This is a genomic window from Streptomyces sp. NPDC037410, assembly GCF_055602235.1.
In genome coordinates this window covers 303060-324436 of record NZ_JBVJWR010000004.1, presented here as the reverse complement: position 1 = coordinate 324436, position 21377 = coordinate 303060, and the positions used below count along the sequence as shown (strand labels likewise).

Annotated in this window: 19 protein-coding genes; 3 read left to right on the top strand and 16 right to left on the bottom strand. The window is 72.7% G+C overall.

Annotated elements, in window-relative coordinates; translation table 11 throughout:
* Positions 1–59: 59 nt before the first annotated feature.
* From ACZ7HT_RS09145 to ACZ7HT_RS09125, 5 genes are all read right to left on the bottom strand, one after another.
* Positions 60–2270 (bottom strand): FG-GAP repeat domain-containing protein, encoded by a 2211-nt coding sequence (locus ACZ7HT_RS09145; protein WP_471161902.1) that lies wholly within the window; start codon positions 2268–2270, stop codon positions 60–62.
* Positions 2271–2365: 95 nt separating this feature from the next.
* On the bottom strand, positions 2366–3235 hold the full coding sequence (locus ACZ7HT_RS09140; protein WP_471161899.1) for an alpha/beta hydrolase: 870 nt from the start codon (positions 3233–3235) through the stop codon (positions 2366–2368).
* A gap of 105 nt (positions 3236–3340) precedes the next feature.
* Complete coding sequence (gene kynU, locus ACZ7HT_RS09135; RefSeq protein ID WP_471161896.1) at positions 3341–4549, bottom strand: kynureninase; 1209 nt, start codon at positions 4547–4549, stop codon at positions 3341–3343.
* Positions 4542–5393 carry a tryptophan 2,3-dioxygenase family protein gene (locus ACZ7HT_RS09130; protein ID WP_471161893.1) on the bottom strand — a complete coding sequence of 284 codons (852 nt, stop codon included), beginning with the start codon at positions 5391–5393 and terminating at the stop codon, positions 4542–4544. The genes kynU and ACZ7HT_RS09130 overlap by 8 nt, the downstream gene beginning before the upstream one ends.
* Positions 5394–5512: 119 nt before the next feature.
* Positions 5513–6301 (bottom strand): DUF3152 domain-containing protein, encoded by a 789-nt coding sequence (locus ACZ7HT_RS09125; protein WP_471161890.1) that lies wholly within the window; start codon positions 6299–6301, stop codon positions 5513–5515.
* 170 nt (positions 6302–6471) lie between these two features.
* On the opposite strand from ACZ7HT_RS09125, the gene ACZ7HT_RS09120 reads away from it, so the two are divergent.
* The gene (locus tag ACZ7HT_RS09120; protein ID WP_471161887.1) at positions 6472–6891 is read left to right on the top strand and encodes a DUF3151 domain-containing protein; all 420 of its coding nucleotides are present in this window, start codon (positions 6472–6474) and stop codon (positions 6889–6891) included.
* Positions 6892–6981: 90 nt separating this feature from the next.
* Here ACZ7HT_RS09120 and ACZ7HT_RS09115 read toward each other — a convergent pair whose 3' ends face one another.
* From ACZ7HT_RS09115 to ACZ7HT_RS09070, 10 genes are all read right to left on the bottom strand, one after another.
* The gene (locus tag ACZ7HT_RS09115; protein ID WP_471161885.1) at positions 6982–8445 is read right to left on the bottom strand and encodes an MFS transporter; all 1464 of its coding nucleotides are present in this window, start codon (positions 8443–8445) and stop codon (positions 6982–6984) included.
* An 81-nt stretch (positions 8446–8526) separates the two neighbouring features.
* A complete protein-coding gene (locus ACZ7HT_RS09110; protein WP_471161882.1) occupies positions 8527–10491 on the bottom strand; it encodes an Ig-like domain repeat protein in 1965 nt (654 codons plus the stop codon).
* Positions 10492–10594: 103 nt separating this feature from the next.
* Positions 10595–11761 carry a MalY/PatB family protein gene (locus ACZ7HT_RS09105; RefSeq protein ID WP_471161879.1) on the bottom strand — a complete coding sequence of 389 codons (1167 nt, stop codon included), beginning with the start codon at positions 11759–11761 and terminating at the stop codon, positions 10595–10597.
* 100 nt (positions 11762–11861) lie between these two features.
* A complete protein-coding gene (fbaA, locus tag ACZ7HT_RS09100; RefSeq protein WP_471161877.1) occupies positions 11862–12884 on the bottom strand; it encodes a class II fructose-bisphosphate aldolase in 1023 nt (340 codons plus the stop codon).
* A 242-nt stretch (positions 12885–13126) separates the two neighbouring features.
* Positions 13127–13666, bottom strand: coding sequence for an orotate phosphoribosyltransferase (gene pyrE, locus ACZ7HT_RS09095; RefSeq protein WP_366041562.1), 540 nt, complete (start codon positions 13664–13666; stop codon positions 13127–13129).
* A gap of 9 nt (positions 13667–13675) precedes the next feature.
* Positions 13676–14461: an aldose epimerase family protein gene (locus ACZ7HT_RS09090; protein WP_471162188.1), complete on the bottom strand. Its 786-nt coding sequence runs from the start codon at positions 14459–14461 to the stop codon at positions 13676–13678.
* A 139-nt stretch (positions 14462–14600) separates the two neighbouring features.
* Positions 14601–15419 carry an SRPBCC family protein gene (locus ACZ7HT_RS09085; RefSeq protein WP_471161873.1) on the bottom strand — a complete coding sequence of 273 codons (819 nt, stop codon included), beginning with the start codon at positions 15417–15419 and terminating at the stop codon, positions 14601–14603.
* Positions 15420–15478: 59 nt separating this feature from the next.
* Positions 15479–17194 carry a spermidine synthase gene (locus ACZ7HT_RS09080; RefSeq protein ID WP_471161870.1) on the bottom strand — a complete coding sequence of 572 codons (1716 nt, stop codon included), beginning with the start codon at positions 17192–17194 and terminating at the stop codon, positions 15479–15481.
* A gap of 75 nt (positions 17195–17269) precedes the next feature.
* On the bottom strand, positions 17270–17788 hold the full coding sequence (locus ACZ7HT_RS09075; protein ID WP_471161867.1) for a DUF2617 family protein: 519 nt from the start codon (positions 17786–17788) through the stop codon (positions 17270–17272).
* A gap of 218 nt (positions 17789–18006) precedes the next feature.
* Complete coding sequence (locus ACZ7HT_RS09070; protein ID WP_471161864.1) at positions 18007–18243, bottom strand: hypothetical protein; 237 nt, start codon at positions 18241–18243, stop codon at positions 18007–18009.
* Positions 18244–18334: 91 nt separating this feature from the next.
* Between ACZ7HT_RS09070 and ACZ7HT_RS09065 the strand changes: the two genes are divergently transcribed.
* Positions 18335–19513, top strand: a complete 1179-nt coding sequence (locus tag ACZ7HT_RS09065; RefSeq protein WP_471161862.1) for a pyridoxal phosphate-dependent aminotransferase — start codon at positions 18335–18337, stop codon at positions 19511–19513.
* A gap of 119 nt (positions 19514–19632) precedes the next feature.
* A complete protein-coding gene (locus tag ACZ7HT_RS09060) occupies positions 19633–20823 on the top strand; it encodes a glycosyltransferase family 39 protein (protein ID WP_471162185.1) in 1191 nt (396 codons plus the stop codon).
* A 12-nt stretch (positions 20824–20835) separates the two neighbouring features.
* Here the strand turns inward: ACZ7HT_RS09060 and ACZ7HT_RS09055 are convergent, their stop codons facing one another.
* Positions 20836–21375 (bottom strand): type III secretion system chaperone family protein, encoded by a 540-nt coding sequence (locus ACZ7HT_RS09055; protein WP_471161859.1) that lies wholly within the window; start codon positions 21373–21375, stop codon positions 20836–20838.
* Positions 21376–21377 lie beyond the last annotated feature (2 nt).

The window sequence follows — 21377 nt, the reverse complement described above, 5'->3', positions numbered from 1 at the left end:
GCGGATCCTTCCGGGTCCCCCTTGAGGACTAGGAAACAGTCCTCACAGACCTCACAGTCCTAGAGGACGCTGGTGAACTTGGTGCCCTCGCCCGCGTACAGCGACGTCGTCTGACGACTGAAGGGGGCGGTGGCGACGCCCGTCGAGCGGTAGACGTACGTGCCGCCGGAGCCGTACGCGATCAGGTCAGGGCGGCCGTCGTTGTCGAGGTCGCCGGCGCCGACGAGCTGGGAGAAGGCGCCCCAGCCGCCGCCGATCCGCACGCGGAGCGAGAAGCCGCCGGTGCCGTTGCCCTGGTAGAGCCAGAGGACGCCGGAGGTGTCGCGGGCGATCAGGTCCCCGGCGGCCGTGCCGGCGATGTTTCCGACGGCGGTGAGCTGGTTGTAGCCCTGCCAGCTGCCGCCGCGGCTGACGCGGGCCGCGTACGGCTTCGCGTAGTTGCCCGTGCCCTTGTAGAACCACAGGGTGCCGGCGCTGTCCGTGGCGACCAGGTCGGGGCGGCCGTCGCCGTCGAGGTCCGAGCCGCCGGCGATCTTGTTGTAGATCTGCCAGCCGGTGCCGACCTTCACCCGGGTGGCGAACGTGCCGTCGCCCTTGCCGAGGTAGAGCCACTGCACGCCGGCCGTGTCGACCGCGATCAGGTCGCCGGGCGCGGCACCGCCGGCGTTTCCGACGGACTCGATCTGCTTGTACGTGTTCCAGCCGCTGCCGATCTTCGTCCGCAGAGCGGGCTTGACCTGGCCGTTCACCGGGCGGTCCCGCAGGTCGTCGCGCCACAGCACGCCGGCGGCGTCCCGGGCGAGGACGTCGGTGGAGCCGTTGTTCGTGTAGTCGTGCGGGTTGGCGGTCCGGACGACGTTCATGAGCCAGCCCTGGTAATCGGGCTCGCCGAGCCCGTCGAGCGGCGTCGCCTCGGCCTCGACGGCGTACGTGCCGTTCGGCGCGTCCACGCCGGCGATGACACCGTCCCAGTCGAAGGAGAACAGGGTGCCGCTCGTGGGGGCCGTCAGGTGCTTCTTGAACTCCTTGCCGGTGGCGGTGTGCGTGAGGGTGACGTCCAGGGAGGCGTCGGCGCGCGACAGCGTCCAGCCCAGGGTCACCTTGCCGCCGGTCTTGTCGAGTTCCGCCGTGTCGGGGACGTGGACCTGCTGGATCGACACCGGCTCCCAGATCTCCGGCGTGCCCGTCGCGGCGAGCTTGGTGACGGCCGGGGCGCCGCCCGCGGCGGCCGCGACGCGGAACAGACCGCTGCCGTCGGCGGCCCGGTTGCCCTGGAGCACCGCGCTGCCGTCCGCCGAGGCCGAGCCCGTCGCCGTGACGCCGAGGTCGGTGATCTGGCCGGTGGCGAGGGAGACGGCCTTGGCGGGGGTCGAGGGGTTGCCGTAGACCAGCCACTCACCCACGAGCTCGAAGTACCACTCGGCGGTGTGGGCGCCCAGGACGGTCTTCTTCTGCTCGCCCGTCTTGCGGTCGACGGAGGTGATGAAGTCGCCGGTGCCGGCCTCGTAGCCGAACCAGGTCACATGGGAGGCGGAGAAGTCCAGGCCGCCGTACTCGCGCCAGGACATGGGAGAGGCGTACGTCGCCGTCACGGTCCCGGCCGCCACGTCGACCAGGGCCCGGCCGCCGGTCCGCTTGTCCGCCGGGCCCGTCTCGTACCCGACGAGGACGGAGCCGTCGTGCTGCGGCGAGCCGAAGAAGTCGCCGGCGTCCGCGGGCAGCCCGGAGATCTTGCGGCTGGTCGTCGTGGCGCCGTCCTTGGTGACGACGCGGAGTTCCTTCGTGCCGTCCGCGTTCGTGATCTGCGCGAGGACGCTCGTCGGGCTCAGCACGGCGACGTAGGTGCCGTTCAGCGCGGCCAGGTCGATGTCGACGCCCGGGGCGAACGGCGTGGCCATGTTCCGCAGGGTGAGCGAACGCATCTCGACGGTCCAGGAGGCGTCGCCGAGGACGACGACGTCGCCGCCCAGGGTGTAGCCGCCGCCCTCGGGCGCCTGGATCCGGTAGGACTTCCCGCCGTCGTTCGGCGTCCAGAGCAGGTTCCTCGTCCCGTCCTGGGCGAAGGAGCGGGTGAGGAAACCCGTGGCGCCCACGCCCGCGAGGTCGGAGCCCTGGGGGAAGACGGGAAGGGTCTCGGCGGCCTGGTCGGCCGCCGAGGTCGCCGCGAAGGCCGTCGGCGCGGTGGCCAGCGTGCCGGCGCCGAGGGCCGTGACGGCGAGGACGGCCGTGACGGCTGCGGCGAGGCGGGTGCCGGTGGAGCGGAGCTGCAAGGTGAAACCCCCACGAGGAAGATCGGACACGGCGGTGCGCGCCCGATCAGACTCGCGACCCCTTCGAAGGGTTGTACGGGAATCCAGAATTCCGGTCACCAGGCGAGCTGGGCGATCTCCTCCGCCACCACCGCGCACGCGTCCGCCGCCGGGTCGATCAGCGGGAAGTGGCCGATGCCCTCCAGGAGCGTCAGGCCGACCTCCTCGCCCGCCTTCGACGCCGCCTCCGCGTACGCCTCGGCCACCGCGTACGGCACCACGATGTCCTCGCGGCCCTGGACGACGGTGGTCGCGATGCCCGTCGGGAGGAGGACGGACGGGTCCGTGGACGCGGACCGCTCCTCGTACGACCCCGCGCCGCCCAGGAGCTCCGTGACCGCTCCGCCGCACACCCCGAGCTCCACCGCCCGTCCGAAGTGGGAGATCGGGGCGAGCGCGACGACCCCGCGCAGCTCCGGCGGGTCCGGAAGGCGCCACGGGGAGCCGGCGGGCAGGACGTGCCGGGCGGCGGCCCACAGCGCGAGGTGACCGCCCGCCGAATGGCCGGTGAGGACGGTCCGCCGCGGGTCGGCCTGCGGAAGGTGCGCGGAGGCCAGCTCCGGAAGGGCGTCGAGTGCCGCCGCCACGTCGTCGAAGGTCTCCGGCCAGCGCCCGGCGACCGGGGCCGTACCGCCCTGATGGGGGATGCCGGGCCCGCGCCGGTACTCGACGCTGGCCACGGCGAAGCCCCGGCGGGCCAGGAAGTCCACGAACGGGGTCAGATGCTGCCGGTCGTACGGTGCCCGCCAGGCGCCGCCGTGCAGGGCGACGACGAGCGGGGCCCGGGTGCGGCCGTCACGCGGGGCGTAGAAGTCGACCACCTGGTCCGGGTGGTCGCCGTACGCGGCGGTGGCGTCCGGGGCGACGGCCGGGTGCGAGAAGGCCGACGCCTCTTCGGCGGCATCGCGCGCGGCGGGGTCCGGCATGCTGTTCCAACCTCTCGGGTACGCGGCCGAATTGGCCTGACCTGCGGGGACGGTACCAGCACCGGAACCCCCGCAGATCAGGTGATCATCTGATGATGATCAGGCCTACCGCAGCACCTCCGCGAGGGTCCGCGCCGCCCGCTCCGCGTCCGCGAAGCCCACGTACAGCGGGGTGAAGCCGAACCGCAGGATGTCCGGACGGCGCAGGTCCCCGACGACCCCGCGCTTGATCAGCTCCGCCATCACGGCGGGGGCGTCCGCGCAGCGCAGCGCCACCTGGCTGCCGCGCTCGGCGCCCGGCCCGGGGGTCACGGAGGTGACCCGGCCCTCGGGGACGTACGCCTCGACGCACTCCAGGAAGAAGTCCGTCAGCGCGAGGGACTTGGCCCGGACGGACTCGACGGCGACGCCGTCCCAGACGTCGAGGGCCGCTTCGAGCGCCAGCATGGAGAGGATGTCGGGCGTGCCGACCCGGCCCCGGAGCGCACCGGACGCCGCCTCGTAGCCGGGGGTCATGCCGAACGGGTCGGCGTGCGAGTTCCAGCCGGGCAGCGGCGAGTCGAAGGCGGCCTGGTGCCGCTCGGCGACATACAGGTACGCGGGCGAACCGGGGCCGCCGTTCAGGTACTTGTAGGTGCAGCCGACGGCCAGGTCGACCCCGTGCGCGTCCAGGCCGACGGGCAGGGCGCCCGCGCTGTGGCACAGGTCCCAGACGGCGAGCGCGCCCGCCGCGTGGAGCGCGGCGGTGAGCCCGGGCAGGTCCTGGAGCCGGCCCGTGCGGTAGTCGACGTGGTTGACGAGCGCGAGGGCCGTCCGGTCGCTCACCGCGGCCGCCATGTCGGCCGGATCGCAGGCCACGACGGTGTGGCCCGTCATCCGCGCCGCGGACTGCGCGATGTACCCGTCCGTGGGAAAGGTCGTCGCGTCGACGAGGATCTCGTCCCGCTCGTCACCGTTCAGCCGGGCGGCGGCGACGACCGCCTTGAAGACGTTCACGCTCGTCGAGTCGCCCACCACGATCTGCCCGGGGGCGGCGCCGACGATCGGGGCGATGCGGTCGCCGATCCGCTCCGGCGCGGTCCACCAGCCGGACTCGTCCCAGGAACGGATGCGGAGCTCGCCCCACTCGCGGGCGATGACGTCGGCCATGCGGGCCGGGACGTGCGCGGGAAGGGCGCCCAGCGAGTTGCCGTCGAGGTAGACGGTCTCCTCGTCGAGGGCGAACTTCGCGCGGTGCCCGGCCAGTTCGTCGGCGGCGTCGAGACGCGCGGCCTTCTCCGCGTACGACGCGTAAGACTCGTACGACTCAGACATGGCTGCGGGCCGTCCAGAGCTCGGGGAACACGTTCTTCTGGGCCCGCTTCTCCAGCCAGGCCACCCCGGCGGAGCCGCCGGTGCCGGTCTTCGCGCCCATCGCGCGCCGGGTCGCCACCAGGTGGTCGTTGCGCCATCGCCAGATCAGTTCGGCGACGTCGCTGAGGGCCTCGCCGAGCCGGACGAGCTCGCCGCTCTGGTCGGCGTCCGCGTAGATGCCGGCCCAGACCGCCTCGACGGCGGGCGAGGGCTCGTACCGCTGCGCCAGGTCGCGGCCGAGGACCTCCTGCGGTACGGGCAGGCCGCGGCGGGCGAGGAACGCGAGGACCTCGTCGTACAGGCTCGGCTCCTGGAGCGCCTTCTCCAGCTCGGCGTGGACGCGGGGCGCGCCCCGGTGCGGGACCAGCATGGACGCGGACTTCTCGCCGAGCAGGAACTCCATCCGCCGGTACATCGCCGACTGGAACCCGGAGCCCTCGCCGAGCGCCGCACGGTAGGCGTTGAACTGGCCCGGGGTGAGCTGGGCGAGCGGACGCCAGGACTGGTTGAGCGCCTCCAGCTCGCGCACGGAGCGCTTGAGCGCGTCCATCGCGACGGGGACCCGGTCCTCGCGCAGGGCCCGGCTCGCGGTCTCCCACTCGTGGACGATCACCGTGAACCACAGCTCCATGACCTGGGTGGTGACCAGGAAGACCATCTCGCCGGGGTCGTCCGAGCGCAGGTGCTGGAGGTGGGTGAGGACGTCCGCCTGGACGTAGTCCTCGTACGGCGTCGTGCCCGCGAAGTCGAGGTTCGGGTCGTCGACGACCGAGCCGGCTCCGGAGGCATCGGGAAAGGCTGACATTTCTGTCTCCTCGATACGTGCTACCGGGTAGCGGTCCGCTCCACCGCGTGCGCGCTGCCGCGCCACGGGAGCTCCGGTCCCCTCGGGAGGCGTGCTTCTCCGCGCGCGTCCCAAGCGCATCATGACACGATCGGGCCCGTGATGTAGCTCCCCTCTTCGTCATACGGAAAAGCGTTCGATCGGCAGCCGTTCAGGCCTTTGATCTGCTGCATCATCGCGGGCGCGAGCCTGCCAGGGCCCGGGCAGCCCATGTGCGAACGGATGCCGATCTCGTGCCCGACCTCGTGGTTGATGATCAGGTGCCGGTACTCGGCCGGCGCCCCCGCGAAGGTCGGCGAGCCGAGCATCCACCGCTTGAGGTTCACCACGACCCCGTCGGCGGTCTCGCAGTTCAGCTCGCCGTGGGTGCGCAGGCCCTGCCGGGCGCACAGCGCGTCGGCGGTGTCCGGGGTGGCGATCCGTATGACGAAGTCGGCGTTCTCCGAGACGAGCTGGAACCGGCCCCGGCCGTGCGCGGCCCAGCTGCGCGGGTGGGCCAGGATCCGCTGGATCTCGGCGGCCGTGTCGCCCGCCGAGAGGTCGATGCCGTCCTCGACCTGGACCCGGTAGCGGCGCAGGACGCCGCTGTGGCCGACGGGCTCGCCGGAGGCGCGGGCGGTGGTGAAGGTACCGGCGCCGGACTGCGGGACGGTGGTCTTCTTCCGCGTGGTCTTGGGGTTCGGCGTCTTCTTGGGAGCCGGCTTCGGCGGCGGCTTCGGCTTCGGTGACGGCGTCGGTGTCCGCGTCCGTGTCGGCTCCGCCGTCGTGGGCCGGGTGCTCGGGGCGGCCGTCGTCCCGTCCCCGGCCTGGCCCTCCAGATGCGCGAGGGTGGCTCCGGCGCCGAGCGAGACCGTCACCAGAGCGAGCACCGGCAGGACGAGACGGGTCCCCGGCCTGTGTTTCTTCCGTAACCCCCGCCGTCCTGCGGGTACGGCACGTTTCCCCACGACAGACTCCCCCCTGGGTTCTGCGATTCCGGGGATCGTACCCGCCCTCCGTTCCCCGCCGGGCGGCGGACGGCGGGTGGCAGACTGCGCGCATGGACATTCACCAGAACCTGCTGAGCGGGCCGAACCCGACCTACCTGCCGGAGAACGAGGAGGCGAACCGCCTGCTCGCCGAGGAGTCGAAGCCGCCGGTCGAGGTCGCCGCCGCGCACCCCACCTACTCCCTGGCCTGGGCCCTGCTCGCCGACGAGGCGTGGGAGGCGGGCCGCGTGGTCGAGTCGTACGCCTACGCCCGCACCGGCTACCACCGGGGTCTCGACGCGCTGCGCCGCGCGGGCTGGAAGGGCCACGGCCCGATCCCCTGGGAGCACGCGGCCAACCGCGGCTTCCTGCGCTGCCTGGCCGCGCTCGCCCGCGCCGCCGAGTCGATCGGTGAGCGGGACGAGGCGGAGCGCTGCGGCCAGTTCCTGAAGGACAGCAGCGCGGAGGCGTACGCCGAACTGTCGAAGTAACGACGAACGGCACCGCGGGTCGGGGGAACCGGGTTCCGCGGGTCGGGCGAGCCGGGTTCCGCCGGGGCAGGCGAGCCGGGTTCCGCCGGGTCAGGGCCCCTCGACTCGAGGGGTCGCGTCCCGCTCCCCCGGGTCCAGGGGCGGGGCCTGTACCCCGCAGTGGACCTTGCACTCCGGGTGGCAGTCCGCCGCCGCGGCCGGGGTCCTCATCGTCGTCCAGGCGATGGCCGCGCCCACGACCAGGATCCCCGCGAGCATCGGCATCGCCCGCCGGAACGTCGCCGCGAACTCGTCCGCCGAGCGGTACGCCTCCGGGCCCATCCCCGCGAGCAGCGGCAGCGCGGCCACCGCGATCAGGCCGGCCGCGCGGGCGGCCGCGTTGTTGATGCCGCTCGCGAGGCCCGCCCGGGAGACGTCCACCGAGGCGAGGACGGTCGCGGTCAGCGGGGCGACCAGGGCCGTCATGCCGAGCCCGAGGACGAGCATCGCGGGCAGCACGTCCCGTACGTACGAGGCGTCCTCCCCGACCCGCAGCATCAGCAGCATCCCGGCGGCGCACAGCAGCGGCCCCACCGTGAGCGGGATCCGCGGCCCGATCTTCTCCCCCAGCTCCCCTGACTTCGCCGAGAGCAGCAGCATGAGCACGGTCGTCGGCAGCAGGGCCATGCCGGCGCCGAGCGCCGAGTAGCCGGCGACCACCTGGAGCTGGAGGGCCGCCAGGAAGAAGAAGCCGCCGAACGCCGCGTACACGCACAGGGTGACCAGATTGACCACGGTGAACAGCTTCGACCGGAAGATCGACGGCGGCACCATCGCCCGCTCCCCGCGCCGCCGCTCCACCACCACGAACCCGGCCCCGACGACCACCCCGGCGACCCCGGCCCACCAGGCGGCGGCGATCAGCGCGTACGTGACGAGCGCGAGCGCCGCCGCGCCCAGGAACGCGCCGAGCACGTCGAAGCGGCCGTGCGCGGCCTCGTCCCGCGACTCCGGCACATGGCGGAGGGCGACCGGCACGCAGAGGGCGGCGAGCGGCACGTTCAGCAGGAACACCCACCGCCAGCCGGGCCCGTCCACCAGCCAACCGCCCACGAACGGCCCGATCGCCGCGCCGACACCGCCGAAGCCCGACCAGAGCCCGACGGCCCGCGCCCGGTCGTCCGGGTGGAAGCTCGCCTGGATCAGCGCGAGGGAGCCGGGCGTGAGCAGCGCCCCGCCGACGCCCTGGAGGGCGCGGGCCGCGATGAGCACCCCGGCGTTCGGGGCGAGCCCGCAGAGCAGCGAGGCCGCCGCGAACCAGGCCACGCCGATCACGAAGACCCGGCGCCGCCCGTACCGGTCGCCGAGCGAGCCGCCGAGCAGGATCAGCCCGGCCAGCGTCAGCATGTAGGCGTTGACCGTCCACTGCAGGGCGCCGAGGTCGGCGCCCAGGTCCTCGCCGATGTGCGGCAGGGCGATGTTGACGACGGTCGAGTCGAGCAGCGCCATTCCGGACCCGAGGACGGTCGTGAACAGGATCCACCGGCCGGTCCCGGAGCTCATCCGGATGTCCATGCCTGCATGATCCCGCGAACGCCGGAGCCCCGCCCACCGGAATCCGAGGAAACGGCGGACGGGGCTGTGGTGGCCGACGGGTCAGCGGGTGAAGTTGAAGTACTTCCAGGAGCCGTAGACCGTGGTGTTCACGTCGTCTCCGGACACGCCGTCCACGTACGCCGTGCGGACCCGGGCGCGGATGCCGGCCGCTCCGTCGCCGTCGAGCGCGATGTAGGCCATGCCGCCGCTGCTCAGCGTGACGTAGTCCTCGGAGCCGGTGCGCCAGGCGCCCGCGTACCAGACCTGGATCTCGTACTTGGTCCTGCGGCCCGGGTACGGGTTGTTCCACGCGGTGATCAGCGGGTCGGAGGTCTGGTGGTACGTCTGGTACCAGATGGTGCCGATCTTCGACCACTTGTAGTGCCGGGTCAGCGCGGTCGTCAGACCGGCCCGGGTGTACACGGTGGACCCGACGTGGGCCCGGCCGGAGCGGGTGTCACCGGCGAAGTCCGCGGTCACCCAGGTGTCGCGGGTCATCCTGGTCGTCACCGACAGCTTGCCCGCGGAGTTGACCGTGCCGCGCTTGAGCAGCCGCTTGGGCTCGGGCCCGTACGGGTCGGCCCAGATCTCCACGACCCGGTTCCGGTACGACCAGCCGAGCGAGGCGGTGTACGTGACGTTGGTGCCGTAGTCGACGGTGCGGCGGTTCTGGTCGAGCTTCAGGTACGTCGGGAAGGGCGAGACGCTCACGGCGGCCGAGCCCGTGGAGTACGCGTGCTGGGCGTCGGCCACGACGGCGACCTTGTAGGTGACCTTCCCGGCCGCGGACGGGGTGTCCGGGAAGGAGAACGTGCCGTTCGCCGCCAGCGTCCGCTTCCCGAGCGCCTTGCCCGCCGGGTTCTCCGCGTCGAACCGGGTCACGGTCAGCGGGGTGCCGGCCGGCAGCTTCAGCGTGGAGGCGACGGAACCGGTGACGGTGAGCGGCTTGTTGATCGGCGCGGAGGCCGGGGCCTTCACCGTGACGTCGACGGTGTGCAGCTTCGGCGAGGAGAAGATCCGCAGCGAGAACTCCCACCGGCCCGGCTCCTGCACCGGGACGAAGAGCCGGGTGCTGTCGGGCGCCCAGTCCATCCGGCCGTACGCGACGTAGGCCCGGGTGTCCCGGACGCTCGGCGGGGTCTTGGAGCCGCCCGAGAAGACGAAGACGTCGCCGACGTCGTAGGTGTCCCAGGTGCCGCCGGCCACGGTGCCGTCCGGGGCGACGGCCACCTGCTCCGCGCTGGAGGACACCGGGAAGCTCTCCTGCTCGGACAGGTCCGTGAGGCTGAGTCGGGTGAGCGTCTTGTCCCGGTCCGCCGCGACGACGCTCTTGCCGTCGGGGGCGATCTCCAGGTCCTTCACGAACCCCTGGCGCTGCGTGGACGTGCGGACGACGGGCGTGCCCGTCGCCGTGTCGTACACGACGATCGGGCCGTTGCTGATGGTGCCGTCGGCGGCGACGAGCGTGTCCGGAGCGGCCGGGTCGGTGCGGAGGGTGGGCGGGTTCGACCAGTCGGCGCCCGTGGTCAGGGCCAGGGAGACGGTCGGCGTCTCCGTGGTCAGGTCCAGGGACCCCAGTTCCGAGTCCCAGTTCTCGCCGTAGCCGAACCAGATCCGGTCGCCGGCGACCGCGAGGGTCGAGGGCTTGGTGCCCTCGCCGGTCGGGTACTCGGCGGTGACGGTCTGCTGGGCCGCGTCGATGGCGACGATCTTGTCCGCGTTCTGCACGGCCGCGTAGAGCGTGGACGAGTCGGCGGACAGCTCCAGGTCGCGGACGTACGGCAGGTTGCCGATCGTGGTGATCTGGCGGCCGCTGAAGTCGGTGACGACGACCCGGTTGTTGTACGTGTCGCCGAAGAAGAGCCGCTGGTGGGCGCCGTCGACGACCATGTCGGCGCCGATGGTTCCGATGTTCAGCGGGACGATCGCGTCGGCCGCGGCCGGGGTCACCGAGGTGGTGACGAGCGCCGCCGAACCGAGCAGGACCGCGAACGAGGTCGCGGCAGAGAGAGCGCGCTTGCGCACGATGAAGAGACCCCCCAGAAAACATGGTCTCCGGCCCGCGGAATCGGGGCTCGGTCAGCGCAGACTAGATCACGCCACCGACAGCTCGCCTCCCGGTATCCCCTCAGCCGCGGCGCAGCCGCTCCGCCGTCCTGACCAGCGCGTCCACGCCCCGCTCGGCCTTGCTCCGGGGGCAGCCGACGTTCAACCGGACGAAGCCGGGCGTTCCGTACACCCCGCCCGGCATGATCGCGACCTTCTCCACCGCCACCAGCTCCTCCTGGAGCCGGGCCTCCTCGATGCCGAGCGGCCGCAGGTCGATCCAGGCCAGGTAGCCAGCCTGCGGGGGTTCCCAGACCACGCCCGGCAGTTGCTTCAGCCGCTCGCGGAGCAGGTCCATCGTGCCCGCCACATAGCCGCGCAGCTCGTCCAACCAGTCCGCGCCGTGCCGGTACGCGGCGATGTGGGCGGTCAGCGAGAGCACCGCGGGCGAGGCGAGGCCCTCGCCCGTCTCCATGCGCCGTACGAAGGCCTCGCGCTCGTCGGGGTCGCCGACGATGCCGTACGAGCCGGAGAGGGCCGGGAAGTTGAAGGCCTTCGCGCCGGAGGTGACCAGGGCCCAGCGGCGGCCCCGCCCCGGCTCGGCGATCCGGGTCCAGGGGATGTGCCGGTGGCCGTCGGTGGTCAGGTCAGCGTGGATCTCGTCGCTGACGACGGCCGCGCCGTGCCGCTCGGCCAGCTCGTCGAAGACGGTGAGCTCCTCCTCCGTCCACACCCGGCCGGTCGGATTGTGCGGGGAGCAGAGCAGCAGCATCCGGCTGTCCGGCCGGGCCAGCTCCCGTTCGAGGGCTTCGAGGTCTCCGAGCGGTACGCCGCGCAGCTCGCGCCCGAGCCCGGTGACGGCCTTGCGGAAGCCGTCGTACGTGGGGGTGTGGACGACCACGCCGTCGCCGGGGCCGGTCCACATCTGGAGGAGCTGCGAGAGCTGAGAGAGCACGGAAGGCGCGTACACCAGCGTCGCGGGGTCGATCTCGGCGCCGTACCGGCTCGCGTACCAGTGGCGGATCGCCTCCCGGAACTCCCCGAGCCGCCAGTCCGTGTAGCCGAAGACCCCGTGGTCGACGCGCTCGCGCAGGGCCGCGAGGACCTCCGGCGGGGAGGCGAAGTCCATGTCGGAGATGGTGAAGGGGAGCAGGTCGGAGACGCCGAAGCGGTCCGCGATGCCGTCCCACTGGACCGACCAGGTCCCGCGCCGGTCTATCTCCCGGTCGAAGTCGTACGTCACGGTCACCCTCCCGCTATGACGAGGGCCCGGTACCCCCACGCCAGGGTGGGGGTACCGGGCCGCTCGTACAACACCTGCTCGGCTACGTCGCCTGGTTCGGCGGCGCTTACTTCAGCTTCGTGCCGGTCGAGCGCAGCGCGGCGCACGCCTCGGTCACGCGGACGGCCATGCCGGCCTCGGCCAGCTTGCCCCAGGTGCGCGGGTCGTAGGTGGACTTCTTGCCGACCTCGCCGTCGACCTTCAGGACACCGTCGTAGTTGCGGAACATGTGGTCCACGACCGGGCGGGTGAAGGCGTACTGGGTGTCGGTGTCGAGGTTCATCTTCACGACGCCGTTCTCCAGCGCGGTGGCGATCTCCTCGGCCGTCGAGCCCGAGCCGCCGTGGAAGACGAAGTCGAACGGGTCGGCCTTGCCGTACTTCGCGGCGACGCCCGCCTGGAGGTCCTTGAGGAGCTCGGGGCGGAGCACGACGTTGCCCGGCTTGTAGACGCCGTGCACGTTGCCGAAGGACGCGGCGAGCAGGTAGCGGCCCTTCTCGCCCAGGCCGAGGGCCTCGGCGGTGCGGATGGCGTCGTCGACGGTGGTGTACAGCTCGTCGTTGATCTCGTGGCTGACGCCGTCCTCCTCGCCGCCGGTCGGGGTGATCTCGACCTCAAGGATGATCTTGGCGGCGGCGGCCTTCGCGAGCAGCTCCTGGCCGATGGCCAGGTTGTCGGCGAGGGTCTCGGCGGAGCCGTCCCACATGTGCGACTGGAACAGCGGGTTCTCGCCACGGGCGACGCGCTCGGCGGAGATGTCGAGCAGCGGACGGACGTAGCCGTCCAGCTTGTCCTTCGGGCAGTGGTCGGTGTGGAGGGCGACCGTGATGTCGTACTTCGCGGCGACGATGTGCGCGAACTCGGCCAGGGCAACGGCGCCCGTGACCATGTCCTTGTTGTACTGACCGCCCAGGAACTCGGCACCGCCGGTCGAGATCTGGATGATGCCGTCGCTCTCGGCCTCCGCGAAGCCGCGCAGCGCAGCGTGCAGGGTCTGGGACGAGGTCACGTTGATGGCCGGGTAGGCGAACTTGCCTGCCTTCGCCCGGTCGAGCATCTCGTTGTAGACCTCGGGGGTTGCGATGGGCATTCGTCCGCTCCTTGTGATGTGCGGGGTGTGTGCGTTGCTGTCCCTGACCTAGGGGCGACGTCATCGTCGCGGCCCATCTTTCCAGACTCTTGTGCGGGCTCCCACGGGCGTGACATGCCGAAGGGCGGAGTGTTTCACGTGAAACACTCCGCCCTTCGGCAAAACACCAGGTCAGGACCGCTCTGGGCGGGGTCCACGACCTAAGTCACGACTTCGCGGCGGTTACGCCGGGCCTCCGGCGGTCACGCCAGGTCGAGGTCGGCCAGCTGGTAGCCGGTGAGGTACGGCAGACCCGCCTCGGCAATGGCGCCTGCGGCACCCCGGTCCACGATCGTCGCCACGGCGACGACCTCGCCGCCCGCCTCGCGGACGGCCTCGACCGCGGTCAGCGGCGAGCCGCCGGTGGTCGAGGTGTCCTCGACCACGAGGCAGCGACGGCCCTTCACGTCCGTGCCCTCGATACGGCGCTGCATGCCGTGCGCCTTCTGCGCCTTGCGCACCACGAAGGCGTCGAGACGCTGTCCGCGCGCGGCGGAGGCGTGCAGCATCGAGGTCGCGACCGGGTCGGCGCCGAGCGTGAGGCCGCCGACGCAGTCGAAGTCCAGGTCGGCCGTGAGGTCGAGCATGACCTGACCGACCATCGGCGCGGCCTCGCCGTCCAGCGTGATGCGACGCAGGTCGATGTAGTAGTCGGCTTCCAGACCCGAGGAGAGGGTCACCTTGCCGTGCACCACGGCCTTGTCCTTGATCTGCTGGAGCAGCTCAGCGCGTACGTCAGTCATGCCCTGAGCTTAAAGCCGCCGCCAGGTCCAGACGCTCTCGACCTCCAGGGGGTCGATCGGGGTGACCAGGCGCGGATGGGTGTTGAGGCCGTTCGGCGGGCCGGACTGCGGCTCGACGCAGACGGCCTCCTCCTGCTCGTCGTAGATCACGACCCAGGCCGCGCGGCTCGCGACCTTCACCTCCAGCTCCTCCGGCCAGGTGAGGGTGACGTCGACGCCGTCGGGCATGCCGAAGCAGTCGTCCCAGGGACCCGGGAGGGGGTCGGTGCGACGGCCGGTGGGGAGGTGGTTCTCGCCGCGCTCCTCCTGCCAGGCGGGCGTGAAGTCGATCCGTACGTCCTGACCGCCCCGGCCCAGGTTGCGCAGGAACCAGGGGTGCCAGCCGGCCTGCGCCGGGAAGGAGTCCTCGTAGGCCTCGACGCCGAAGCGGAGGGTGAGGGAGTCCTCGGCCAGCTCGAAGACCTGGGTGACCCTGCCCCGGTACGGCCAGGGGTCGCCGAGCTCGCAGGTGAGGACGGCCGTGGTCCCCTCGACGAGGGCGGTCTTCCAGGCGCGGTCGCGGACGGTGCCGTGGATGGCGTGCGGGGCGGCGTTGACCGGCAGCTGGTGCGTGGTGACGCCGTTGCGGAAGCGGCCGTTCTCGGTCCGGCCGCACCAGGGCACCATCGGGAAGCTTCCGAAGCGCTCGCCCTGGCGCAGCAGCTCGGTGCCGCCGATGCGCAGGCTCTCGATCCGGCCGCCGTGGTCGGGGTTGATGGTCAACTCGGCGTCGCCCGCCGTCAGTCGCGTCTGCATGCTCACGTCCTGACCCTAGGCGATCTCTTGCCGATCAGGCCGGGCTCGCGGCGTGACACCCCCTTGGCTCCTCTCCGGCGGACCATGGCCGGTGCCGCCCCTGGTCCGCCGGACGGGCCCTGGCCCCGATGAGTTCGTTTCAGCGGCGGCGGCGCAGGGCCCTGCCGACGACGACGGCCGAGGCGAGCGCGAGGGCCGCGGCGGGTGCGATCCAGCGCAGGGTGGCGCCGGCGCTGGACGTCTCGGGTGCGGGGACGGGGGCGTACCGGCCGCGCGGCGGGGCGTGGTCGACCTCCTCGGCGCTCCGCCCGATCATGGTCCGGCGGGCGTGGGCGGCCTCGGCGGCGGGCTGCGGGGCGGGGAACTCGATGGGGGTGTCGGCGAAGTCCTCGTCGAGGAGCGGGTCGAGGGAGGAGGGCGGCAGGGGCGCGTCGAAGACGGCGCTCCGGGCGGACGGCTCCTCCACCCCGTCGTCGACCCCGTCGTCGTCGGTGGCCTCCTCGGGGACCTCGTCCGACACCGCGTCGGGCTCCTCCGCCAGCGCGGCCAGGGCCTCCACGAACTTGTCGAGGAGCTTGGCGCCGGCCGTGGAGCGCGCCTCGTCCGTCGCGTCGGCGAGCCGGCCGACGGCCGTGAGGGCGCCGGTGAAGCTCAGGCTGGTCCCCTCGGCCACCGGGGTGAGGACGACGGTCAGGGACAGTTCGGCGGAGCCCTTGCCCCGGGCCTCGGCGCCCTGCCCCTCGTAGGTGATGGCGCCGTCCCGTTCGACGACCCTGAGGGCGCCCCGGTAGGTGATGGTGTTGCCGCCGACCCGTACTTTCAGGCGGCCCGTGAGGGGCCCCGCCTCGGCGTCGGCGTCGCGCTGGAGGCCGGGCACGCAGCGCGCCACGCGGGCCGGGTCCGTGAGCGTCGCGCGCAGGGACTCGGCCGGGACGGGAACGAACACCTCATGCTCCATGGAAGCCGAGCCTACTCAGGCGGGGGCGCGGCGTCGCCTGTTTGCGCCCGGCAGACGGGTCAGGCGCCGTACCGGGGGTGCACCAGGGTCGACGGCGGGGGTTCGCCGCCGCGGGTGCGTTCGGCGCGGCGCGCCGCGGCCTCCAGGGTCCCGGCGGTGAGCGAGCGCAGCCGGGGCGCGTCGGGGGCGAGGCCGAGGGCGGGCGGCCGGCCGCCCCGTACGGCCAGGAGGAAGCCCCAGTCCGCCGGGCCCCGCCCCGTACCGCTGGCGCGGTCGGCGCGGTCGGGGCCGGCGGCGAAGCCGGGGGTGCGGCCGGACGCGCTGTACGGGCGGGTCGCGAAGCCGGCGGCGCGCAGGGTGGCGTCGACGGTCCAGTAGGTGCGGGGCCGGTCGGTGGCCGATCCTGCGTGCACGGCGAAGCGTCCGGTGGCGGTCAGGACGCGGGCCACGAGGCCGTAGAACTCCTCGGAGTAGAGCTTGGTGCTGGGGGTGATCCCGGGGTCGGGCAGATCGGAGATCACCACGTCGTACCGTTCCTGCAGACGGTCGGCGGCGCCCCTCAGCCAGTTGAAGGCGTCCGCGTAGACCACGTGGACGCGCGGGTCGCGGAAGGCGTGTGCGTTGAGCGCGGCGAGCGCCGGGTCCGTGCGGGCGAGGCGGACGACACCCGCGTCGAGCTCGACGACGGTGACGGAGCGGACCCCGGCGTAGCGCAGGGCCTCGCGGGCGGCCATCCCGTCGCCGCCGCCGACGATCAGGACGCGGGTGTGCGCGCCGTCCATCGCGGGGTGGACGAGGGCCTCGTGGTAGCGGTACTCGTCGCGGCCGGCCACCCGCAGGCGCCCGTCGAGGAACAGGTCGGGGAGCTCCGCGCGGCCCCCGGTCACCACGACCTCCTGGAGGTCGGTGCGGACGGCGACCCGCACCCGCTCCCCGTACACGGCGCGGCGCGCGGCCTCTTCGAAGTCGTCGACGAGGACGGTCGCGGTGGCGAGGACGGTCAGGACGCACAGGTTCACGGTGACGAGCAGGGCGCGGGAGCGGCGGGTCAGGTCGCGGCGGAAGACCCAGAGGACGAGGCCGCCGCCCGCGGCCGCGTTGACGGCGCCGGTGACGAGCGCTCCGGTGAGCTGGCCGAGCCAGGGCAGCAGCAGGAAGGGAAAGGCGAGGCCGCCGACGAGCGCGCCGACGTAGTCGGCGGCGAAGAGGTCGGCGACCGTCCCCGCGGCGTCGTCCTGCTCGCCGAGCGGGGCCTGCCGTCCGGCGCGGCGCGTCCCGTTGCACGCCTCCCCCGGGGAAGCGGCCCCGGGTCCTCGCCCCGCGCCCTGTATGAGCGCCATCAGGAGCGGGATCTCGGCGCCGATGAGCACCCCGATGGCGAGCGAGAACGCCACGAGCACGTACCGCGATTCGCCGAGCCAGGCGAAGGCCGCGTACAGCACCATCGCCGAGCAGCCGCCGATCAGCGCGAGCCCGGATTCGAGCAGGCCGAAGCCGACGGCGGCGCGGCAGCGCAGCCCCTTGGCGAGGAGCGAGCCGATGCCCATGGCGAAGACCATCACGGAGAGCACGACGGAGGCCTGGGTGACCGAGTCGCCGATCAAGTACGAGGCGAGGGCGACCAGTTCGAGCTCGTAGACCAGGCCGCAGGCGGCGCAGACGAACACGACCACGAGGACCGGGAACCGCACCGCCTCGCGCGGCGGCCGCACGGACCGCCGCGGGGGCGGCCGGCGCACCCTCGTGGGTGGCATGGTCACGGTCGGCTCGATCATGCCCGTAACGCTACGTCACGACTGTCGCACTCTTTGTCACCCACACGAGTGCACATGGGGCTCCGAGAGGGCGCATCAGAGCGTTGCGGGCATACGTGCGCCGATCCGGGTCCTGGTCACCACCAACTGCCCTTCCTGCGGGTAGGCGTGCCAGGTGCGCCACCGCACCTGACCCTCGTGACGCTGGGCCAGCATCGCCGTGAAGGCGTGCGGGGAGCCGGGGAAGGTCCCGGCGAGTCCGTTGGGGTGGTCGGCGACGAGCGCGAGCAGCTCCTGCGCGCGGCCCGCGAAGGCGCCCGGCGTGAGCGACTCGACGCGCGCCCCGAATTCGTACTCCCAGGCGCCGACGCGCTTGGACACGCCGAGCGGGAGCGGGGTGCTGCTGCCCGGCATACAGGCCACGGTCTCCGAGCAGTGGCGCCCGTCCTCCTCCAGGAGGACCTGGTGGGAGGCGCCGAGCAGCCTCAACTGGAGCTTGGCGCCGGTGAGTTCGAGATCGAGCACGGCGAGCGCGGGCAGCGGCTCGCGCCCGAGGGCCCAGGCCAGATCGGACGCGCGCGTATCGGTGTAGGTGGTTTTCAGGGTGGTGAGCATGGGTCGGCTCCGCAAACACGGTTTGACGGGTGGGCCGGGGGCGCCCCGGAGAAGGGTTTCTACGGGAGTGGGGAATCGCCGGCTCGGGTCCACACACGGTCCGAGGGCTGTCTCTGTCAGGAGCGAGAGAACCATGGACCCCGGGCGACTCGCAGCGTTTTTACCCAACTTGCCGTGTTTTCCAACCCCTTCGGGGACCTTGCAGTTCACTTGTTCAATCAGCTGCCGCCACCGCAGCCACCACCACCGCAGCCGGACCCGCAGCCACCGCCCGACCCGCAGGAGCTGCCGCCGCCGCAGCCGCCACCGCCGCCCCCGTCGGCCCAGCTGCTGCCGCTGCCACCCCTGCCACGCCCGCGCCCGCCACGGCGCTTCCTGCCGCCGGCCGCCTTCCGGGTGGCGGAGAACAGGCCGATCACGACGAGTGCGAAGACGATCATGATGATGAAGTCCATCGGTACTACCCCCGTTCTTCTGTGCGAGGGAGATGCCCGGTCTCACGCCCCGTCAAAGCGCACTTGAGCAAGTCCAGAGCTTGGCTCCAGGATGGCCGTCATGACACGACCGCTGCTCAATCGCCGCCTCGCCGAGTTCGGGACGACGATCTTCGCCGAGATGTCCGCGCTCGCCGCCAGGACCGGGTCGATCAACCTCGGCCAAGGCTTCCCCGACACCGACGGCCCGGAGGAGATCCGGGAGGCCGCGGTCCGCGCGCTGCGGGACGGCCGCGGCAACCAGTACCCGCCCGGCCCCGGCGTCCCCGAGCTGCGGTCGGCCATCGCCGACCACCAGCGGGAGCGCTACGGCCTCGCGTACGACCCCGACACCGAGGTCCTCGTCACGGCCGGCGCCACCGAGGCGATCGCGGCGGCCCTCCTCGCCCTCGTCGAGCCGGGCGACGAGGTGATCGCCCTGGAGCCGTACTACGACTCGTACGCGGCCTGCATCGCGATGGCCGGCGGCACCAGGGTCCCCGTCACCCTCCGCCCCCACGAGGGCGCCTACGTCCTCGACCTCGACGAGCTGCGGGCCGCCGTCACCGACCGGACCCGGTTGATCCTGCTCAACACCCCGCACAACCCCACCGGCACGGTCCTCACCCGGGCCGAACTGACCGCCGTCGCCGAGCTCGCGGCCGAGCGGGACCTCCTCGTCGTCACGGACGAGGTGTACGAGCACCTGGTCTTCGACGGGGCCGAGCACCTGCCGATCGCGAGCCTCCCCGGCATGCGGGAGCGCACGGTCACCATCGGTTCGAGCGGGAAGACGTTCTCGTTCACCGGCTGGAAGGTCGGCTGGATCACCGCGAGCCCCGAGCTGACCTCCGCCGTCCGCTCGGCCAAGCAGTTCCTCACCTACGTCTCCTCGGGGCCCTTCCAGTACGCGATCGCCGAGGCCCTGCGCCTGCCCGCCGCCTACTTCGAGGGCCTGCGCGCCGACCTGAGCGCCAAGCGGGACCTGCTGAGCGAGGGCCTCGCGCAGGCCGGCTTCGAGGTCTACCGCCCGTCCGGCACCTACTTCGTCACCACCGACATCCGCCCCCTCGGCGCCACCGACGGCTTCGACTTCTGCCGCTCCCTGCCGGAGCGCGCCGGCGTCGTCGCCATCCCCAACGCCGTCTTCTACGACCACCGCGAGGCCGGCGCGCCCTTCGTCCGCTTCGCCTTCTGCAAGAAGACCGAGGTCCTGGAGGAGGCGGTCTCGCGCCTCAAGCGGCTCGCCTGAACCACGGGCCGTTGCGCCGGGCGGGGGTGCCGGCGCGCGCGCCCTCCCCGTGCCGGGCCGATCGTCAGGTAGACCGATTTACCGGGTAATGATCGGTTTCCCTCGCCCGGAGGTGCACCCTGTCCGCCGAGACCCTCGACCGCCCGGCACCCCCGGCCGCGGTCCGCAGCGGGCCCCGTGACCGTCTGCGGTTCCGGGGCCCGCTGCGCCGGGCGGCACCCGCGCTCGGTCTTTTCGCCGCCGCCCGGCTGACCGGTCTGCTCGTCCTCACCCTGTGGGCCCTGCACACCGGCCGCTCGCCCCGGGCGCTCCTCGCGGGCTCCTGGGACTCCCGGTGGTACGCCGGGATCGCCGCGCACGGGTACGGGCGCGTCCTCCACGGCGCCCACGGCATGGTCCTGAACGACCTGGCCTTCTTCCCGCTCTACCCGGCGCTCGTCCGGGCCGTCACCACCGTGCTGCCCGTCACCGGGGGCACGGCCGGGCTGCTGCTGTCCTGGCTCGCCGCCGGGGCCGCCGCCGGGGGGATCTACCTGCTCGCGGAGCGGCTGCGGGGCCGCCGGACCGCCACCGTGCTCGTCCTCCTCTGGGGCCTGCTGCCGCACTCGATCGTGCTGACCATGGCGTACACCGAACCGCTGATGACCGCGTTCGCCGCGTTCGCGCTGTACGCGCTGCTCACCCGCCGCTGGCTGTCGGCGGCCGTCCTCGCGGGCCTCGCCGGGCTGACCCGGCCGAACGGGGTCGCGGTCGCCGCCGCCGTCGTGGCCGCCGCGGTCTGCGAGCTGTGGCGGACCCGCGGCCGGTCCGGGCCACGGGTGTGGGCGGCGGGCCTGCTCGCCCCGGCGGGCTGGGTCTCGTACGTGCTCTGGGTGGGCGTCCGGCGCGGCGACCCACTCGGCGGCTACTTCGCCGTGCAGGCCGGCTGGACGTCCCGGTTCGACTTCGGGAAGGGCGCCCTCGTCTTCGTACGGGACATGCTGGGCGGCCCCACCCAGTTCGGCTTCGTGATGGCGCTGCTCGTCACCGGCGCGGGCGTCCTGCTCTTCGCGCTCGCCGTGTGGACGGAGCGGCTGCCGCCGCCGGTCCTCGTGTACACGGCGGTGCTCGTGCTCATCGCCGTCGGCGGCTCGGGCTTCTTCGAGTCGAAGCCGCGTTTCCTGCTGCCGGCCTTCCCGCTGCTGCTGCCGCTCGCGGCGGCGCTGACGAAAGCCCGGCCGAGGGCCGCGGTCCTGGTGGTCGCGGCCCTGGCCGGGCTCTCGTACTGCTACGGGGCCTACGCCCTGACGCTCGCGCGCATGGCGATCTGATCCCGGAGGGGCTCAGGCCTCGTCGTCTTCGCCCGAGGTCTTCTCCTCGGGGGACTCCAGGCCGAACTGCTCGACGATCCACTTGTCGAACTCGATGGAGGCGCGGACCCAGCTGACCGTGGAGGACACGAAGTGCTCCAGGGCGACGCCGGTGCCGATCAGCATCTGCGCCTCGCCGATGAGGCGGAGGGTGGCGGAGCCGTCCTCCTCCTCGTGCAGGTGCGTGTAGACCTTGGGCCACAGGGTGCGGCGGTTCCAGTCGTCGATCGCGTCGAGGACCTTCGCGCGGTCGTCGGCCGAGTGCGGGCGGTCGTAGAACGTCCGCACGGAGAAGACCTGCTGCTCGCCCTCGCCGCGGAACATGAAGTACGTGCGGAACTCCTCCCACGGCGCCGCGAGGTCACCCTCGTCGTCGACGACGTACTTGAGTTCCATCTGCTCGAGGAGCTGCTTGACGAGGTCCTGGTCGGGGACGACGGGGCCCGCCGGTCCTGCGGCCTGAGGCTGGGGCTGGCCCCCGAAATTCGGAATCGAGGACGGGTCGATGCTCACCG

Bases quoted from the DNA above. Each gene is read 5' to 3' on its own strand.
- ACZ7HT_RS09140 (WP_471161899.1), bottom strand. From the start codon at position 3,235: ATGCCGGACCCCGCCGCGCGCGATGCCGCCGAAGAGGCGTCGGCCTTC.
- kynU (WP_471161896.1), bottom strand. From the start codon at position 4,549: ATGTCTGAGTCGTACGAGTCTTACGCGTCGTACGCGGAGAAGGCCGCG.
- ACZ7HT_RS09130 (WP_471161893.1), bottom strand. From the start codon at position 5,393: ATGTCAGCCTTTCCCGATGCCTCCGGAGCCGGCTCGGTCGTCGACGAC.
- ACZ7HT_RS09120 (WP_471161887.1), top strand. From the start codon at position 6,472: ATGGACATTCACCAGAACCTGCTGAGCGGGCCGAACCCGACCTACCTG.
- ACZ7HT_RS09115 (WP_471161885.1), bottom strand. From the start codon at position 8,445: ATGGACATCCGGATGAGCTCCGGGACCGGCCGGTGGATCCTGTTCACG.
- fbaA (WP_471161877.1), bottom strand. From the start codon at position 12,884: ATGCCCATCGCAACCCCCGAGGTCTACAACGAGATGCTCGACCGGGCG.
- pyrE (WP_366041562.1), bottom strand. From the start codon at position 13,666: ATGACTGACGTACGCGCTGAGCTGCTCCAGCAGATCAAGGACAAGGCC.
- ACZ7HT_RS09090 (WP_471162188.1), bottom strand. From the start codon at position 14,461: ATGCAGACGCGACTGACGGCGGGCGACGCCGAGTTGACCATCAACCCC.
- ACZ7HT_RS09085 (WP_471161873.1), bottom strand. From the start codon at position 15,419: ATGGAGCATGAGGTGTTCGTTCCCGTCCCGGCCGAGTCCCTGCGCGCG.
- ACZ7HT_RS09080 (WP_471161870.1), bottom strand. From the start codon at position 17,194: ATGATCGAGCCGACCGTGACCATGCCACCCACGAGGGTGCGCCGGCCG.
- ACZ7HT_RS09075 (WP_471161867.1), bottom strand. From the start codon at position 17,788: ATGCTCACCACCCTGAAAACCACCTACACCGATACGCGCGCGTCCGAT.
- ACZ7HT_RS09070 (WP_471161864.1), bottom strand. From the start codon at position 18,243: ATGGACTTCATCATCATGATCGTCTTCGCACTCGTCGTGATCGGCCTG.
- ACZ7HT_RS09065 (WP_471161862.1), top strand. From the start codon at position 18,335: ATGGCCGTCATGACACGACCGCTGCTCAATCGCCGCCTCGCCGAGTTC.